The organism is Streptomyces sp. NRRL F-5755 (assembly GCF_001279365.1).
In the GTDB taxonomy this organism is placed as follows: Bacteria; Actinomycetota; Actinomycetes; order Streptomycetales; family Streptomycetaceae; genus Streptomyces; species Streptomyces rimosus.
The window spans coordinates 1-14342 of the sequence record NZ_LGCW01000270.1 but is presented as its reverse complement, the minus strand read 5'-3'; the positions used below and the strand labels follow the sequence as shown (position 1 = coordinate 14342).

11 protein-coding genes are annotated in these 14342 nt (G+C 70.5%); 4 read left to right on the top strand and 7 right to left on the bottom strand.

Annotated elements, in window-relative coordinates:
* Window positions 1–847 precede the first annotated feature (847 nt).
* From ADK86_RS24990 to ADK86_RS24980, 3 genes are all read left to right on the top strand, one after another.
* Complete coding sequence (locus tag ADK86_RS24990; RefSeq protein WP_053698596.1) at window positions 848–1144, top strand: hypothetical protein; 297 nt, start codon at window positions 848–850, stop codon at window positions 1142–1144.
* Between the two features lie 86 nt (window positions 1145–1230).
* On the top strand, window positions 1231–3915 hold the full coding sequence (gene adhE, locus ADK86_RS24985; RefSeq protein ID WP_053698595.1) for a bifunctional acetaldehyde-CoA/alcohol dehydrogenase: 2685 nt from the start codon (window positions 1231–1233) through the stop codon (window positions 3913–3915).
* 138 nt (window positions 3916–4053) lie between these two features.
* Window positions 4054–4791, top strand: coding sequence for a response regulator (locus tag ADK86_RS24980; RefSeq protein WP_053698594.1), 738 nt, complete (start codon window positions 4054–4056; stop codon window positions 4789–4791).
* A gap of 99 nt (window positions 4792–4890) precedes the next feature.
* Here the strand turns inward: ADK86_RS24980 and ADK86_RS24975 are convergent, their stop codons facing one another.
* Together ADK86_RS24975 and ADK86_RS24970 are read right to left on the bottom strand one after the other, a co-directional pair.
* Window positions 4891–5391 carry a pyridoxamine 5'-phosphate oxidase family protein gene (locus tag ADK86_RS24975; protein WP_053698628.1) on the bottom strand — a complete coding sequence of 167 codons (501 nt, stop codon included), beginning with the start codon at window positions 5389–5391 and terminating at the stop codon, window positions 4891–4893.
* A 140-nt stretch (window positions 5392–5531) separates the two neighbouring features.
* Window positions 5532–6419 (bottom strand): universal stress protein, encoded by an 888-nt coding sequence (locus tag ADK86_RS24970; RefSeq protein ID WP_053698593.1) that lies wholly within the window; start codon window positions 6417–6419, stop codon window positions 5532–5534.
* 212 nt (window positions 6420–6631) lie between these two features.
* Here ADK86_RS24970 and ADK86_RS24965 point away from each other — a divergent pair, with 212 nt between their 5' ends.
* The gene (locus ADK86_RS24965) at window positions 6632–9001 is read left to right on the top strand and encodes a phosphoketolase (RefSeq protein WP_053698592.1); all 2370 of its coding nucleotides are present in this window, start codon (window positions 6632–6634) and stop codon (window positions 8999–9001) included.
* Between the two features lie 83 nt (window positions 9002–9084).
* On the opposite strand, the gene ADK86_RS24960 is transcribed toward ADK86_RS24965, so the two are convergent.
* The 5 genes from ADK86_RS24960 to ADK86_RS41320 all read right to left on the bottom strand — a co-directional run.
* Complete coding sequence (locus ADK86_RS24960) at window positions 9085–10617, bottom strand: YfcC family protein (protein ID WP_078952247.1); 1533 nt, start codon at window positions 10615–10617, stop codon at window positions 9085–9087.
* Window positions 10614–11567, bottom strand: a complete 954-nt coding sequence (locus tag ADK86_RS24955; RefSeq protein ID WP_053698591.1) for a carbamate kinase — start codon at window positions 11565–11567, stop codon at window positions 10614–10616. Before ADK86_RS24955 ends, ADK86_RS24960 begins: the two co-directional genes overlap by 4 nt.
* Before the next feature lie 38 nt (window positions 11568–11605).
* Window positions 11606–12607, bottom strand: a complete 1002-nt coding sequence (gene argF / locus ADK86_RS24950; RefSeq protein ID WP_053698590.1) for an ornithine carbamoyltransferase — start codon at window positions 12605–12607, stop codon at window positions 11606–11608.
* A gap of 48 nt (window positions 12608–12655) precedes the next feature.
* Window positions 12656–13879 carry an arginine deiminase gene (locus ADK86_RS24945; RefSeq protein WP_053698589.1) on the bottom strand — a complete coding sequence of 408 codons (1224 nt, stop codon included), beginning with the start codon at window positions 13877–13879 and terminating at the stop codon, window positions 12656–12658.
* A 318-nt stretch (window positions 13880–14197) separates the two neighbouring features.
* On the bottom strand, window positions 14198–14342 hold a 145-nt coding region (locus tag ADK86_RS41320; RefSeq protein WP_159393946.1), incomplete at its 5' end, for a universal stress protein.

The following is a 14342-nucleotide window of genomic DNA, read 5'->3' as shown; positions in this document are numbered from 1 at the left end:
GCTGATTCTCCCCAGCCGCTCCCCGGCGAGGCTCCGTTCTTCCCGAATCTGCCCGGCAGGGCTTCAGCATGGGGAGGACGTGCAGTGGCTGCCAGCTGTCAATGGTGCTCAGTGAGGTGCTCGACGGGGGCCCGGTTACGCATCATGTGGAGTGCGTGGTGATCCTTGAGAAGGCCGCTAAGGGCTCCTGGCTTGCGGTTGTGTCCGTGCGCATCATGTGCAGTGTGGGCGTTACGGGCGATATCTTGACGCTGAGATGACGCTCGTGATGCTCATTTGACGCTCGTCCTGATGGGGAGTCAGGTGCGCTGCCGGGCTGGCTGGTTGGCGCAATCTCCACTTTACTTTCGCAGCTCTGGTCGCTCCTACCTCATAGAGCGATTCCAGAGGTAGGCGGAACCCTCTTCTGGCGTCCACGTGGTCTGGGTCGACGCCGTTCACGCAGGTGTGACCTCTGTGGTCCAGATGCGCCGCAGGTATGGGTGACAGCGATGTGACACGTGAGGGACGCTGAGGCCCCCGGCCGGCCAGGCGCTCGGGACTCAGGATTCGTTGCAAGACCCCAGCCCATGGGGAACGATGGAGTTCGAGATCCGTAAGGCGCCGACGGTGGCCTCAACGAGGGATCCAGCGCCGCGTCCTTCTCGACTCGCACGACCCCGCGGTGGTCGCAGCCGCGCGCGAGGGCATTCCGCGTGACTGGACCGAGGCCGCGCGGCGCCTTTCGGCGAAGCCTCGGGCGGTGCCGCCCCGATCGAGGTGAAGGAGGTGGCGCCTGCGGGACGACGAACTGCCCGACCACCTCGCCGTCGTCCTGGCGTCCGCCGCCACCGAACCGGGTACCGGAATGTGCCTGCGCACCGAGCACCGCGCCGGGCCGGAGCTGCAGCGCTCGGACCTGAACGACGACGGCTCGCCTCGGGCCCAGGTGCTGGACTCCGTCTCGGCCACCCTGCCCGCCATCACCGGGGGCGAGCGCGAAGCGGTTCCGCGACTTGCCGCGGACGGCCCGCCGGAGACGCGGATCGCTGGGCGAGGACCACCGGAGGCGGCTCCGGGCACGGGCCGCGAACCGCGGACCATCGGTCTGCTGTCCGGGACCTTCGGGCCCTCCGGGGGCGGCCGGCACGGTACGAGGCTGTAAGCGGGTCCGCGAACCGCGGACCACACGGTTGGGGCGGCCCGCGCCGTAACGCCGGCCGACTGTGCGAAGGACAGAGGGAGCTCTCCATGACCCGGGTGAACACCAAACTGCGCAGCACGAGCGAAAAGGCTCCCTCGGATACGGCTGTCGCCGTGGACCGGCTGGTGGAGAACGCTCTGAAGGCGCTGGCCGACTACGAGAGCCGCACGCAGGAGCAGGTCGACCACATCGTGGCCAAGGCGTCGGTCGCCGCGCTCGACCGGCACACCGCCCTGGCCCGGCTGGCCGTGGAGGAGACCGGCCGCGGGGTGTTCGAGGACAAGGCTGCCAAGAACATGTTCGCCTGCGAGCACGTGACACACAGCATGGCGCGGGTCAGGACGGTCGGCGTCGTCTCCCGCGACGACATCGACGGAATGATCGAGATCGCCGAGCCGGTCGGCGTGGTGTGCGCGATCACCCCGGTCACCAACCCGACGTCCACCACCGTCTTCAAGGCACTGCTCGCCCTGAAGACCCGCAACCCCATCGTGTTCGCGTTCCACCCCTCGGCGCAGCGGTGCAGCGCCGAGGCCGCACGTATCGTGCGGGACGCCGCCGTCTCCGCGGGCGCGCCCGAGCACTGCGTGCAGTGGATCGAGGCGCCGTCCATCGAGGCCACCGGCCTGTTGATGCACCACCCCGGCGTCGCGATGATCCTCGCGACCGGCGGCAACGGCATGGTTAAGGCCGCCTACTCGGCGGGCAAGCCCGCGGTGGGCGTCGGCGCCGGCAATGTGCCGGCCTATGTGCACCGCAGCGCCGACCTGCGGCGGGCGGTCAACGACCTGGTGCTGTCCAAGTCCTTCGACAACGGCATGATCTGCGCCTCGGAGCAAGCGGTCATCCTCGACGGCGAGATCTACGATGCGGCACTGGACCACTTCCGCACTCTGCACGCGCACCTGGCCACGGCCGAGGAGAAGCGGAAGCTGGAGACCTACCTCTTCCCCGAGGTACCGGCCGGGAGCGAGCCCAAGGTCAACCCCGCGGCCGTCGGGCAGAGCCCGGCGTGGATCGCCGAACAGGCCGGTTTCACGGTACCGGCGGACACCTCCCTCATCCTCGCCGAGGCCGGCGGGGTGGGCCCGCACGAGCCCCTCACCAGGGAGAAGCTCTGCCCGGTGCTGACGGTGCTGCGTGCCGGCTCGACCGAGGAGGGTTTCGGTCTGGCGGCCGGCATGGTCGCCTTTCACGGGCAGGGCCACAGCGCTGTCATCCACACCGGCGACCCGGCGCTCGCCGAGGACTACGGGCGCCGTATGAAGACGGTGCGCATCCTGGTCAACGCCCCCTCCTCGCAGGGCGCCATCGGCGGCATCTACAACCGCCTGCTGCCGTCCCTGACCCTGGGCTGCGGCTCCTGGGGCAGTACCTCGGTCTCCGACAACGTCTCCGCCGCCCAGCTCCTGAACGTCAAGCGGGTCACCACCCGGCAGAACAACCTGCAGTGGTTCAAGGTTCCCCCGAAGATCTACTTCGAGCCGCAGGCCGTCCGCTACCTCACCTCGATGCCCGAGGTCCACCGGGTCACCGTGGTGACCGACGCGACCATGACCCGCCTCGGTTACGTCGACCGCGTCAGCCGGGTCCTGAACCAGCGGCGGGAGCCGGTGACCATCCAGGTCATCGACGACGTGGAGCCCGAACCGAGCATCGACTCCGTCCAGCGCGGCGCCGCCCTGATGCGTGACTTCCGGCCCGACACCATCATCGCGCTGGGCGGCGGTTCGCCCATGGACGCGGCCAAGGTGATGTGGCTGCTGTACGAACAGCCGGACATCGACTTCTCCGACATGCGGCAGAAGTTCTCCGACATTCGCAAGCGCGCCTTCCGTTTCCCGGCCCTGGGTGCACGGGCCCGGCTCGTCTGCATCCCCACCACCTCGGGCACGGGTGCGGAGGTCACCCCCTTCGCGGTCATCTCCGACCCCGCCACCGGCAAGAAATACCCGCTGGCCGACTACGCCCTGACCCCCAGCGTGGCCATCGTCGACCCGGTTCTGACCGCGGACCTGCCCGCTGCGCTCGCCGCCGACAGCGGCTTCGACGCCCTCACCCACGCCACCGAGGCGTACGTATCCGTCTACGCCAACGACTACACCGACGGCCTCGCCCTGCACGCGATCAAGCTGGTCTTCGAGAATCTGGAAGCGTCGGTGACCGGCGGCGACGCCGGGCGCCGGGCTCGCGCCCGGGAGAAGATGCACAACGCAGGCACCATCGCGGGCATGGCCTTCGGCAACGCGTTCCTGGGCATCGTGCACGCCATGTCCCACACCCTCGGCGCCACCTTCCACATCGCCCACGGACGCACCAACGCGATCCTGATGCCGCACGTCATCCGCTACAACGGCACCGTCCCCACGAAGCTCACCGGCTGGCCGAAGTACGAGAGCTACCGGGCACCCGAACGCTTCCAGGACATAGCCCGCTCCCTCGGCCTGCCGGCGTCCACCCCGGCCGAGGGCGTCGCCTCGTACGCCGCCGCGGTGGAACGGCTGCGCGACGCCGTCGGCATCGAGCCGTCCTTCAAGGCACTGGGCGTCGACGAGACGGCCTTCATCACCGCCCTGCCGCAGCAGGCCCTCAACGCCTACGAGGACCAGTGCGCCCCGGCCAACCCGCGGATGCCCATGCTCGACGACATGGGGCAGATCATGCGCGCGGCCTACTACGGCACGGACGGGAAGCCGGTCACCTCCCCTGCCAAGAGCGGCAGGAAGCGCTGAGCGGCCAGAACCGGAGAAAGACGTACGACTGGGGAAGAAGGGCCGTCCGGCCCTGGCCCTTCGGCCCTGGTGTGCGACAGGCTGATCAGTGGCACCGTCCACGCGGGCGGGGCGGATCAGGAACATCGGAGCTGTGTGATGACGGAGAACCCGGCCGACGCCCGGACGAAGGCACCGGTCAGCGTCTTCCTGCTCGACGACCATGAGGTGGTGCGCCGTGGCGTGCACGACCTGCTGGACGCGGAGCCGGATCTGACCGTGGTGGGGGAGGCGAACACCGCCGAGCAGGCGTTGGTGCGTGTGCCGGCGCTGCGTCCGCGGGTGGCGATCCTGGACGTCCGGCTGCCGGACGGCGACGGGGTGAGTGTGTGCCGTGAGCTGCGCTCGCGGATGCCGGATCTGGTGTGTCTGATGCTGACCTCGTTCGACGACGAGGAGGCCCTGCTGGATGCGATCATGGCGGGGGCGGCGGGGTATGTGCTCAAGCAGATCACCGGGACCGATCTGGTCAATGCCGTACGGACGGTGGCTTCGGGGCAGTCGTTGCTGGACGCCGGTGCGACCGCCCGTGTCATGGCGCGGCTGCGTGGTGAGCCCAGGCAGGAGGAGCGGCCGGGCGGGCTGTCGGGGCTGAGCGAGCGGGAGCGGGAGATCCTGTCGCTGGTGGGTGAGGGGCTGACCAACCGGGAGATCGGCAAGCGGCTCTATCTCGCGGAGAAGACGGTCAAGAACAACATTTCCCGTCTGCTGGCCAAGCTCGGTGTGGAGCGCCGTGTGCAGGCCGCGGTCATCGCCACCCAGGCGCTCGCGGCCGCCCAGGAACCTCGTACGGATACCGGTCCTGCGTCACCGGGTGACGGCAACCGGCGGCTCTGAGGAATCGCCTGGCCCTGAAGCCGACCGGCGACAGCCGAGGGCTGCGGCTCGAATGCGGTGGCGATGCGGTGTGGCGATTCGACCCGCTACGCCGACGACTCAACGATCGTCCGTGTCCGCGGCGCACGCCGCGACCGCGGGTTGTGCCACCAGTCGGAAGCCGGTGACCAGGTCGGGTTGGATGCGCAGGACGCCGTTCATGGTCTGCTGCACCCACGGCCGCAGCAGATTCTCGTAGCGGGCGACTTGCGCCGGGTCGGCCACCAGCCGTGCGTAGCCGGTGACGATGACGCTCCAGCCGAGGTGGGTACGCGGGTCGATGGTGTCGGCCTCGTATGCGACCACCAGGCCCGCCTCGCCCGCGGGCGGTGCGATCGAGGTCAGGGTCGCGCCGTCGTTGAGCCGGACGACGATGTCCTCGCCGTCCATGAGGTGGTTGACGGGGCGGATGGCCGGCAGGGCGTTCTGGGTGAACACCAGCCGGCCGAGCGGGACGCTGCCCAGCAGCCGCAGCGATTGACTGCGGTCGAGCTGTTCCCTGTACCGGGGGTTCACTGCCGCACGTGAGCCCTGCGGTCGCCGTGTCTCCGCGTCGTTCATGATGCACACCCTCTGCTCCGGCGGCGTTCGTCCGGGCACTCGTCGCCTGACTGCCGGCCTCCCGCGAGCGGGATCGCGATGACAGGGCCGAGCGGACCCATCAGGACGGACGCAGGGCCCAGCCTGTGCGGACGGTGCGCTTACGGATGGGGCACAACGGCCACGGGAGCGGTGGAACGGTGCAGCACGGCATGGGCGACAGAGCCGATGCGGGGGCCGATGGGCGCGCGGCGGGCGCGGCGGCCGACGACCACGAGCCCTGCCTCACGGGCGGCTTCCACGAGGTCGCGTGCCGCCCGGCCGGTCCGGCACCGGACGGTGACCGGTACCCCCGGATACTTGTGCCGCCACGGCTCCAGCAGCTCGGACAGCGCCGCCTCCTTCGCGGCCGTCACCTCCGACTCGACCACGGGCGTGGCCGCTGTGGGCGAAGTGCCGTAAAGAGGCGGTGGGCTCCAGGTGTGCAGCACCCGCAGTGCCGCACCGCGCCGGTCGGCGTGGGCGAACGCGAAGTCCAGTACTTCGTCGCTCCGGTGGGCGAGGTCCACGCCGAGTACGACGTCGCCGGAACCCCCGCCCCGGATGCTGCTTTCGGCCGTTTCCGATTCCGGCTCCGGAACAGGGACGAGGATCACCGGGAAGCGCGTACGGGCGACGACGGCCAGGGCGACGGACCCGACCATGGCGCCGGCCAGGCCACCGAGGCCGCGCGAGCCGAGAACGAGCAATGCGTCCTCTTGCGCCGCCTCGCACAGTACGGCCGCGGGTTCGCCGCACTTCTGGTCCGTCCGCGTTTCCAGGTCCGGATGCGTCTCGCGCATCCGCTCCGCGACCTTGCGGGGCATGCGCTCGGCCCAGTAGGGCCGGACATCGGGGCCGAGCAGCGGCGTGTGAACGTCCGGCCCGAGGTCCCACACATGCAGCAGCCGGAGCGGAAGGCGCCGCAGCAGAGCCTCTTCGGCGGCCCAGGCGGCGGCCGCGACGCTCTCTCGGGAACCGTCGAGGCCGACCGTGACAGTACGGGACATGGGATTCTCCAGGGCAGGGTGGGAGTGACAAGTTCACCCTGACGGCCACCGGCGCGCCGCAGGAGGGGCCGCAGGTCCCTGCCCCGGGCCGACCGTCCTCCGGCGCGTGGAAACGGCAGACTCGGCCCGTACGGCTCTGGCGGGCCCGGGCCGTACGGGGACAGGCTGGTGCGCGCGACACGGGAAGCCCACCTTCAGCCCCGGAGGCACGCATGTCCCCCGCGCCCGACCTCACCGATGACGAACTCCAGGCGCTCGATGCCCACTGGCGCGCCGCCAACTACCTCGCCGTCGGACAGATCTACCTCATGGACAACCCCCTGCTCGCCGAACCGCTGCGGCCCGAGCACGTCAAGCCGCGGCTGCTCGGCCACTGGGGCACCTCACCCGGCCTCAACCTCGTGCACACCCACCTCAACCGGATCATCAAGGCCCGGCACCTGGACGCACTGTGTGTCTGGGGACCGGGACACGGTGGTCCCGCGGTGCTGGCCAACTCCTGGCTGGAAGGCAGCTATTCCGAGACGTATCCGGACATCGGCCGGAACGCCGCCGGCATGGCCCGGCTGTTCAAGCAGTTCTCCTTCCCCGGCGGCGTGCCCAGCCACGTCGCGCCCGAGACACCCGGCTCCATCCACGAGGGCGGCGAGCTGGGCTACTCCCTCGCACACGCCTACGGCGCCGCCTTCGACAACCCTGACCTCCTCGTCGCCTGCGTCATCGGCGACGGCGAGGCCGAGACCGGGCCGCTCGCGGCGTCCTGGCACTCCACCACGTTCCTCGACCCGGTGCACGACGGCGCCGTCCTGCCGGTCCTGCACCTGAACGGCTACAAGATTGCAAACCCGACGGTGCTGTCCCGGCTGCCCGAGCCGGAACTCGACGCGCTGCTGCGGGGCTACGGCCACGAGCCGATCTTCGTCACCGGAGACGAGCCCCTGCCCGTCCACCACGCCATGGCATCCGCCATGGACACCGCCGTGGACCGCATCGTCGCGATCCAGCGCGCGGCCCGCGACGGAAGCACCACCGAGCGCGCCGCCTGGCCCATGATCGTGCTGCGCACGCCCAAGGGCTGGACCGGCCCCGCCGAAGTCGACGGGCTGCCCGTCGAAGGCACCTGGCGCGCCCACCAGGTCCCGCTCGCCGCCGTCCGCGACAACCCCGACCACTTGCGGCAGCTGGAAGAATGGCTGCGCTCGTACCGCCCGGAGGAGCTGTTCGACGCGGACGGCCACCCCCGGCCGCAGGTCTTGGAATGCGTACCTGAAGGACACCGCAGGCTCGGCGCCACCCCGCACGCCAACGGCGGCCTGCTGCTGCGCCGTCTGCCGGTACCGGCCCTGGAACGTTTCGCCGTGCCCGTCGACAAGCCCGGCGCGACCCTCCACGAACCCACCCGGATTCTCGGCAGCCTGCTGCAGAAAGTCATGGCGGACACCGCCGACCGCCGCGACTTCCGTATCGTCGGCCCCGACGAGACCGCCTCCAACCGTCTTCAGGCGGTTTTCGAGGCCAGCGGCAAGGCGTGGCAAGCGGCGACGGCCGACACCGACGAGCACCTGGACCGGCACGGCCGCGTCCTGGAGATCCTGTCCGAACACACCTGCCAGGGCTGGCTGGAGGGCTATCTGCTCACCGGCCGGCACGGCCTGTTCTCCTGCTACGAGGCGTTCGTCCACATCGTCGACTCCATGGTCAACCAGCACATCAAATGGCTGCGCGTGACCCGGCGCCTGCCCTGGCGCCGCCCCATCGCCTCGCTCAACTACCTGCTGACCTCACACGTATGGCGCCAGGACCACAACGGCTTTTCCCACCAGGACCCCGGCTTCATCGACCACGTCCTCAACAAGAGCCCCGAAGTCGTGCGCGTCTACCTGCCGCCGGACACCAACACCCTGCTCTCGGTGGCCGAACACGTCCTGCACAGCCGCGACTACGTCAACGTCGTGGTCGCCGGCAAGCAGCCCTGCTTCGACTGGCTGAGCCTCGACGCGGCCCGCGCGCACTGTGCCCGTGGGGCCGGTATGTGGGAATGGGCGGGCACCGACGACGGCACCCGCGAGCCGGACGTGGTGCTGGCCTGCGCGGGCGACGTCCCCACCCAGGAAGTGCTGGCCGCCGCCGGACTGTTGCGGCAGTACCTGCCGGAGCTGTCCGTACGCGTCGTCAACGTCGTGGACCTGGCGCGGCTGCTGCCGAGGGAGGAACACCCGCACGGCATGTCCGACGCGGAGTACGACGCCCTGTTCACCCCCGGCAAGCCGGTCATCTTCGCCTACCACGGCTACCCCTGGCTCATCCACCGCCTCGCCTACCGCCGCGCCGGACACGCCCACCTGCACGTGCGCGGCTACAAGGAGATCGGTACCACCACCACGCCCTTCGACATGGTCGTCACCAACGACCTCGACCGCTACCGCCTGGTCATGGACGTCATCGACCGCGTCCCCGGCCTGGCCGTCCGGGCCGCCGCCGTACGCCAGGAAATGGAGGACACCCGCACCCGCCACCACGCCTGGATCTGCGAACACGGTACGGACCTGCCGGAAGTCGCCGACTGGTGCTGGGAACGGTGACGGCTTCTTCACGCGTCCGCATGTGACGGTGGCGCCACCCCGCGGCCGGGGTGGCGCCACCATCAGGTGGCTCTCCGCGGTCCTCAGCCGAGGGCCGCTCCGAGCAGCATGAACCCGATGACCGCGGCCAGCAGGACGCCCATGAGGGGGGCCACGAAGCGCAGGTAGCGGTCGTAGCGCACCTTCGCCAGGGCCAGGCCGCCCATGACGACGGCGGAGGTCGGGGTGATGAGGTTGATCCAGCCGGAAGCCGACTGGTAGGCGGTGACCACCATGGCCCGGCCGACGCCGGCGAAGTCGGCGAGCGGGGCGAGGATGGGCATGGCCAGGGCCGCGTGTCCGGAGGACGAGGGCACGAAGAACGCCAGCGGCAGGTTGACCAGGAACATCAGCACGGTGAAGAAGCCCGAGGAGGTGCCCGAGACGGCGCTGTGAAGGGCGTTGAGGATGGTGTCGGTGACGCTGGCGTTGTTCATGATGACGGTCACGCCGCGGGCCAGCATGATGATCATCGCCGCTCCGATGAAGTCACCGGCACCCGCCACGACGGCGCCGGTCGTGCCCTTCTCGCCGAGCCCGCCGACCAGGCCGACCACGACGGACGCCACGATGAACAGCGCCGCCAGTTCGGGGAAGTACCAGCCGAGCGTCGGCAGGAAGCCGAGGTGCAGGTCGGCCCAGGGGATGACGGCGAAGATCATGAAGAGGAAGGTCGCCGCGAACAGGGCGAGCACGGCCCGCTGACGCCCGGTCAGCGGTTCGGCGGCCGATCCTGCCGTCCGCAGCCCGGCGTCCTCCGGCAGCGGGGCGACCAGCGAGCGCTCCGGGTCCTTGAGCACCCGGTTGGCGTAGCGCACCACGTATCCGGCGGCCAGCGCCGTCAGGACGGCCCACATCAGCAGCCGCAGCACGATGCCGTCACCGGTGCCGATGCCGGCGCTGTCGGAGGCGACGCCGGTCGCGAAGGGGTTGACGGTCGAGGCGAGGGTGCCCACCCCGGCCCCCACCATGATCACCGCGGCGCCGACCATCCGGTCGTAGCCCAGTTTGAGCACCAGCGGGATCATCAGCCCGTAGAAGCCGAGGGTCTCCTCGGCCATGCCGTAGGTGGTGCCCCCGAGGGAGAACAGGGCGGTCAGGACCACGAGCAGGAGCGTGCGGTGCCGGGTCAGGCGCTCGGCCAGGCGCGCCACTCCGCTGGTCAGGGCGCCGGTGCGCAGGGTGACGGTGATGAAGGCGCCGACCGCGAGGACGAAGAGGAAGACGCCCGCGGCGCCGAAGAAGGCCCCTTCGCCACCCGGCGCGGTCAGTCCGCTGCCCGCGTCCGTGACGCCGTACAGCCCGTTGACGGGCGACAGGAACAGGTCCTTGAGCCGGTCCCCGAAGCCCGTGGGCAGCTCGATCCGGTGGTATGTGCCGGGGACGGGCGCGCCGTCCTTGGTGTCGTACCGGCCGGCGGGGATCACGAAGGTCAGGGCCCACACGGCGACGGTGACGAGTGCGAGGACGGTGAACGCCGAGGGGAACCGGATCCGGCGCTTGCCGCCCGCTTCCGGCGGGCTGGCGGACGTACCGCCCGGTCCGGGCTGCGCCGGAGCGGGGACGCGGGTGGTCATGGCCGGTCCTCAGGAGTTGCGGCGCTGTTGTGGAACGGGCGGCCGCTGGGGGTGACGACCGTGCCGGCGGTCCCGTCGAGGAGCGCCGCCGCGTCGTCCAGAGAGCCGATGGCGGCCATGCCGCCGGTCAGTTCCACGAACCGGCACACCGCCTCCACCTTCGGCCCCATCGAGCCCGCCGGGAACCGTTCGGCCCGCAGCCGCGGGGGAGTGGTGTGCCCGATGGGCTCCGCTTCCTGCGTCCCGTACCCGAGCACGACTTGGGGGACGTCCGTGAGCAGCAACAGCGCGTCGGCGTCCAGGGCCTCGGCGAGCAGGGCGGCGGTCAGATCCTTGTCCACGACCGCCTCCACGCCGGTGAGCTGTCCGTTCTCGTCGCGGATGACCGGGACGCCGCCGCCCCCGGCGCACACGGCGACGGCCCCGGAGTTGAGCAGCAGCCGGATCAGCCGGGTCTCGACCACGCGCTGCGGGTCGGGGGAGGGAACCACCCGGCGCCAGTGCGCCCCGTCCTGCCGTACCGTCCAGCCGCGCGAGGCGGCGAGCGCTTCGGCCTCCTGGCGGCCGTAGACGGGGCCGACGAACTTGGTGGGGTGGGCGAAGGCGCGATCCGCGCTGGAGACGAGGGTCTGGTTGAGCAGGGCGCACACCTGGCGCCCGGGCAGGGCGTTCTGCAGCGACTGAAGCAGCCAGTAACCGATCATTCCCTGGGTCTCGGCGCCGAGGACGTCGAAGGGGTAGGGCGAAGTGAGGCTCCGGTCGGCCGCGCTCTGGAGGGCGAGCAGGCCGACCTGCGGTCCGTTCCCGTGGGTGATCACCAGCTCGTGCTGGTGGGCGAGGGGCGCCAGGGCGGCCACGGCCGCCTTGACGTTGGCGTGCTGGACGGCCGCGTCCGGGCAGTCTCCCCTGCGCAGCAGGGCATTGCCGCCGAGGGCGACGACGACGCGCATGATGTCTCCTGGGTGCCGTGGGTGAGCGGGGCGGCGGCTCAGTCGCCGAGGGTGGCGACGAGGACCGCCTTGATGGTGTGCAGCCGGTTCTCCGCCTGGTCGAAGACGACGGAGTGGGGCGACTCGAAGACCTCGTCGGTCACTTCCAGGGCCGACATGCCGGTCCGGGCCAGTACGTCGGCGCCCACGGTGGTGCCGCTGTCGTGGAAGGCCGGCAGGCAGTGCAGGAACTTCACCCGGGGATTGCCCGTCGCCTTGAGCACGTCCATGGTCACCTGGTACGGGGTGAGCAGGGCCACCCGCTCGTCCCAGATCTCCCGGGGCTCGCCCATCGACACCCACACGTCGGTGTAGACGAAGTCCGCGCCCGCCACCCCTTCGGTGACGTCCTCGGTGAGCGTGATCCGCGCGCCGGTCTCCGCGGCGATCCGGCGGGCCTCCGCGACGGCCTCCGGGGCGTTGCGTAGGCTCTCGGGGCCGACCATGCGGACGTCCATCCCGAGCATGGCTCCCATGACCAGCAGGGAGTTGCCCACGTTGTTGCGGGCGTCACCGAGGTAGGCGAAGGAGATCTCGTGCAGCGACTTGTCGGTGTTCTCCCACATGGTCAGCGCGTCGGCGAGGGACTGGGTCGGGTGCCACTCGTCCGTCAGGCCGTTCCACACCGGGACGCCGGAGTACTCGGCCAGTTCCTCCACGATGCGCTGGCTGCTGCCCCGGTACTCGATGCCGTCGTAGAAGCGCCCCAGGACGCGGGCGGTGTCCTTGATCGACTCCTTGTGCCCGATCTGCGATCCCGTCGGTTCCAGATAGGTGACGTGCGCGCCCTGCTGGTGTGCCGCGGTCTCGAAGGCGCAGCGGGTGCGGGTGGAGGTCTTCTCGAATATCAGCGCGATGTTCCTGCCGCACAGGCGCTGCTGCTCGGTGCCCGCGGCGCGGGCGGCCTTGAGCCGGGCGGACAGGTCGAGCAGGAAGCGGAACTCCGACGGGGTGAGGTCGAGTTCCTTCAGGAAGCTGCGGTGACGCAGGTTGAGAGCCATGACGGTGTGCTCCTTCGTGCGGAGGTGCGATAGGGAGGGCGCGGACGGTCAGACGCTGTCGCGTTCGACGGGGCAGCTCATGCACCGCGGACCACCCCGGCCCCGGCCCAGCTCGCTGCCCCGGACGGTGATCACTTCGATGCCGCTGCGCCGCAGATGGGTGTTGGTGGTGACGTTGCGCTCGTAGGCGACGACGACCCCGGGCTCGACGGCCAGGACGTTGCAGCCGTCGTCCCACTGCTCGCGCTCGGCCGAGTGGACGTCCTGGGTGGCGGTGAGCACGGTCACCGAGGCCAGCCCGAGTGCGTCGGCGATCGCCTGGTGCATGTCACCGGCGGGGTGCTCGGTGATCGACAGGGTGCCGGGGTCGGTGCCGGGCTCGATGGTGCACGACGGCAGCGGTCCCAGCCCGGCGTACTGGGTGAAGGTGTCCCCGCTGACCATGGTCATCACGGTGTCCAGGTGCATGAAGCTGCGCTTCTTCGGCATCTCCAGGGCCACCACGCGCCGGGCCGAGCCGGCCGCGAACATCCGCAGGGCCAGCGCTTCGACGGCCTGCGGCGTGGTGCGCTCGCTCATGCCCACCAGGACGGCCCCGTTGCCGATGACCAGCACGTCACCGCCCTCGATGGTGGACGGGTATCCGGCCTGCCCCGGGGACCACAGATGGTGTTCCTGCTTCTCGAACAGCGGGTGGTGGCCGTAGACCGCCTCGAAGTGGACGGTCTCGCGCCGCCGGGCCCGCTTCTTCATCGGATTGACGCTCACCCCGTCGTACACCCAGCAGGAGGTGTCCCTGGTGAACAGGTGGTTCGGCAGCGGGGCCAGGACGAAGTCGTCGTCGGCCATGGTGTGCAGCCGCACACTGGGCACGGTGGCGGTGCGGTACGTCAGCTCCCGCTTGGTCATCCCGCCGATGAGGTACTCGGTCAGCTCGGCCGGCTCCAGCGCGTCGAACGCGGCGCGGATCCGGTCGGTGGCCAGCGGCCCGTACTCCCGCTCGTCGAAGACCCGGTCGTGGACCAGGGCGCGGGCGGCCGGTTTGGCGAGGACCTCGGTGAGCAGGTCGGTCAGGTAGTGGACGCGCACTCCGCGGTCGCGGAGGGTGTCGGCGAACGCGTCGTGCTCCTCGCGCGCCCGCTTGACCCACAGCACGTCGTCGAAGAGCAGGTCGTCCTTGTTCGTCGGCGTGAGCCGCTTCAGCTCCAGACCCGGGCGGTGCAGGATCACCTGCCGGAGCCGGCCTGCCTCGGAATCCACGTGGAAGTTCATGACTCTCCTGCAGGGGAGCAACGGGCGCCGCACCCGATCACGGATGCCTCAGCCCTGGCGGGACCGGTAACTCCTGTGACAGAAGCGCCGGTTGAACACTTAAACCGTGTCACCGGTGCCCCGCCCCGAGCGGAAGCCGCAAGTCCCTGCCACCGGGTCGGCGGGCCCGCGCACAAAGGGCCTGCCAGGCATTCATCAGGGCCATAGGTCCCGGCCCCACCCTGCTTCCGGTCCGGCCACGGCAGCCGGCGCCGGGCAGCGAAAGAGCCGGCAACACCGCTCGAAGCGGCGGTTGCCGGCTCTTGCTGCGCCGTTTGGTTACGGGTGGGGCACCACGGCCACCGGGCACGCCGCGTGGTGCAGCGCCGCGTGCGCGACCGCGCCGATCTTCCTCAGGTCGTGCCGGCCCGGGCTGCGGCGCCCCACGACCAGCAGCCGGGCCCGCGCGCCGGCGGACAGCAGG